The organism is Lentzea roselyniae, assembly GCF_039537795.1.
Classification (GTDB): domain Bacteria; phylum Actinomycetota; class Actinomycetes; order Mycobacteriales; family Pseudonocardiaceae; genus Lentzea; species Lentzea atacamensis.
This window is the reverse complement of the sequence record NZ_BAABBE010000100.1, coordinates 1-3526: the sequence shown is the minus strand read 5'-3', so window position 1 is coordinate 3526 and position 3526 is coordinate 1. Positions and strand designations below refer to the sequence as shown.

The window sequence follows — 3526 nt, the reverse complement described above, 5'->3', positions numbered from 1 at the left end:
GTGTCGCTCAGCGCCTGCTGGCCATGGCCGCCGGCATCTGGCACAACTGGGAGGCGGGCGTGACCAGCAAACGCTCACTGACCGCGTTCGATCACTGACACCAACTTCACGGAATCAACCATCTAGCGGGTGGAGTCAAGGTCGGCCGGAGGCCGCCCCGGAGGGGTTGCCTTGACGCCGCCCGTGGTCGGCGCAGGCTGTACAGGTCAGGGAAGTGGGGGTGTTCAGCTCCTTTGTCCGCAACGGACCCAACGAAGTTGATCACGCAATCAGCGACAGGACCCTTTTCGCAGAGCGCCATCACCTCTACAACGCTCTCGTAGCCACCCCGGCCACAGATGTCCGGCACGTCCTGCGTTGCTCGCGCTGGCGCAGGCAACACCAATACCGCGCCCAGCAAGCCCACTACCAGCGACAATTACTCCAAGAACCCTGAACATCACGATCTACAGCTGGCATACTGACCACACGCGGACCAGCAGGCACCGGAAGATCCAGTGCTCGAAGCCGCGTCAAATTTCGTGAAGATACCTCAGAAATGTTTTTCGCAACCGCCCGACCTTGGCTGCGGCCACTTCGCGCGAGAAAGTGCCGCAATCTCCTCGTGGTTACGCCTGGAAGGGGGCCGACGACGAGCATTCCTTGCCCCGTCGAGGATCACCTGAACAGCGGATCGCTTTCCATGCGATGATCTGAAATTCTGTCATGTGATCCACGAAAGGCAGTGCGGAGCGACTCGCAGCACCGCGATGATTTCCTGAATCCGGCATGCACAACCAATTCGGTGTCGATTCGATCATGGCCGGGAAGGGTGTCAGAACGTCACTTCAAAGAAAGAAGGCCGCCATGCTGAACAGATCATTTCTGAGGCCGATCGACACAAGACACGGTGTGTCCAGACCCGGCGCCACCCGGTCCCGCTTGGCGGCCATGGCGGTGCTCATGCTGACGAGCCTCGCTCTGGCGCCAACGGCCTCGGCCGGCGGGACTGAGATCGCGCCGGAGCCGATGATGGAGCCCATGACCTTGCCGAACGTCCATCTCGTCTGCGACGTCAACGTTCAGTTGTTGTTCGACGAACCGATCACACCCGTAGAGGCGGTCATTGATGTCGACGGGTTCGCACAGTGGGGGACGGAGGCGACCGGGCTGGACGGTGCACCTGGGAGGTGCACGTCGCCGGACAACTCCAACAACGTCGAGTGGGGGACGGTGGACAACGCCACCAACAGAGGTCCGCAGAGTTGCACCAGCGCGAACCTGCCCGATGGGGTCGCTGACCACATCTGGAGCGACGGCACGCACAGCGTTTTGAAGTGGCAGTTCGGGATCAGCGCATTCGGGCCGTCCTTCAGCGGACAGGTAATCGAAAGCACCGCCCCCTGGTTCCCGGTCGGTGATCAGGCCTTCATCCAGGTCTACAAATGGACCCAGAATGATCCCGAAGAGCCCCCCATCGTTCCCTGCTTCGGACCAGGAGGGGTGACCCGAGACGACTTCATTGGAACCTGGCAGGGCTACACCCCGCTCTCAGGCGTGGCTCCCAGCATCTCGGTCACCACCGGACCTTGTACCGTGACCGGCGACAAGGTGGCCTGGACCACGTCCGTAACAGGAACCGGTTTCCCCTCTTCGGACCTGGTCGATCTACGCGACACGGCGTTCGTCTACGGGCAGAGCCCAGGCAGTCTGAACACCGTAGCCGTCGGCCTGATGACGAAGTCGGCCACGGCGCATACGGATGGCGACGGCGCTTTTGTGAAGAACATTGACGTAGAGATCCCATTCAAGATCGCACAGTCGCCCGGCACGATCAACAACAACGCCGACAACGTCTTCGTGACCAGTGCGGCCGGAACCAAGTTCTTCGCCATCAGTCACGGCGGTCCGAACTTCTGTGTCGCCTAGTACTACAGCCGCACTTTGATGATCTTTGCTGGTGAGGGCGTTAGCGAGCCCTGTTGGTAACGAGGGCAGCCGCCTCAAGATCATCAGGTTGTGACACGAGAGATCAGTGAGGCGGCTGCGGCTGCCATCGTAGAGGGCGAGCGGACGGTGGCGAATCTGGGCGTGTTGCACGGCCGGTTGAGGTCGTGTTTCGCGCGGAGGAAGCCGTTCGAGCAGGCCGGGAAGTACATGACCGGGTTGATGAGTGACATGCCGCGCAAGAACGGGTGGACTATCGCCGAGTACGTGGGTGATCGGACGCCGGATCGGACGCAGCGGCTGCTCAACCAGGCGGTCTGGGACCACGATCAGGCGCAGGGTGTGGTGCGGCGGTTCGTGGTCGAGCAGCTCGGTGATCAGCCGCTGCGGGTGGGAGCGCTGGACGAGTCCGGGCAGGAGAAACAGGGAGAGTCGACCGCAGGTGCCAAGCGGCAGTACATGGGCTGTGCGGGCCAGGTCGCCAACGGGGTGAACACGGTCTACTGCTCCTACGCGACCGCGGGTGGGCATGCGCTGGTCGGCGCTCGCGTCTATGTGCCGCAGGAGCAACTCGTCGACACCGGACGGCGCGCGGCGCTGGGTATCGATGCCGGCCTGGAGTTCAGGACCAAGTCGCAGCTGGCGCGGGACATTCTCGCCGACATGATTGCCGATCAGACGATTCCGCCGTGGATCGCCGGCGACGAGGTCTACGGCAGGGCCGGGAAACTCCGCGGTTTCCTGGAAGACAACGGGATCGGGTACGTGATGCGCGTCGGTTGCGCTTTCACCATCGAGTTGCCCACCGGTGAGCGGATGCGCGCCGATGCCGCCGTGACCACACACCTGGCCGGCCGCAAGCACACGAAGCGATGGCAGGTCTGCTCGGTTACCGGGTCGAAAGGCGAACGCGCCTACGCCTGGGCCTGGCTCGCGACCACGAGCCCGCGTCACTCGTTGTTGATCCGCAAGCACTTGCAGACCGGCGAACTGGCCTACCACTACTGCCACGTTCCCGCCGGGCGTCCGGTCACGCTGATGACTCTGGTGCGGGTCGCCTGCCTGCGCTGGCCGGTCGAGGAAGGGTTCGAGTTCGGCAAGGACCACTTTGGACTCGACCACTCCCAGGTCCAGCTCTACACCGCGCTGCTGCGGCACATCGTGCTCACCCTCGCCGCTCTCGCCGTCTGCGCCGTCACCGCGGCTCAAGCGAAAACCCAGGCACAGCAACCGATCCTGCCCGCAACCCCAGACGACGAGCCACCGGACGACCCCGGTCTCATCGCGCTCACCGTCGCCGAGATCAAACGCCTATTCCTGCTGGTCACCCGCCGCCAGCAACCCGAGAACCACCACCTGCACTGGATCTGGTGGCGACGACGCCACCAAGCACGGGCGCGCTGGTTCCACCACCGCACCCGACTCCGCCGACAAACCGGGCAAACCTGACAAGATCAAAGTGCGGCTGCCGTACTAGTACTCCAGCCGTAGATCGTGATCTTCATGGTTCCTGCCGCGATTGCCGCTGGTAGTGGGCTTGCTGGGCTCGGTGCTGGTGTCGCCTGCGCCAGTGTGAGCAGCGCAGGACGTGCCCGATGTT

General features: G+C 63.3%; 2 protein-coding genes and 1 pseudogene. All 3 read left to right on the top strand.

The genetic code is table 11. The features are described 5' to 3' along the window. A pseudogene (locus ABFX45_RS45945) lies at nt 1-98 on the top strand (IS982 family transposase); the annotation flags it as partial. A gap of 832 nt (nt 99-930) precedes the next feature. Then, nucleotides 931-1908, top strand: a complete 978-nt coding sequence (locus tag ABFX45_RS45940; RefSeq protein ID WP_346137386.1) for a hypothetical protein — start codon at nt 931-933, stop codon at nt 1906-1908. Between the two features lie 90 nt (nt 1909-1998). Further along, nucleotides 1999-3375, top strand: a complete 1377-nt coding sequence (locus ABFX45_RS45935) for an IS701 family transposase (protein ID WP_346137385.1) — start codon at nt 1999-2001, stop codon at nt 3373-3375. The last annotated feature ends 151 nt before the right edge of the window (nt 3376-3526 follow it).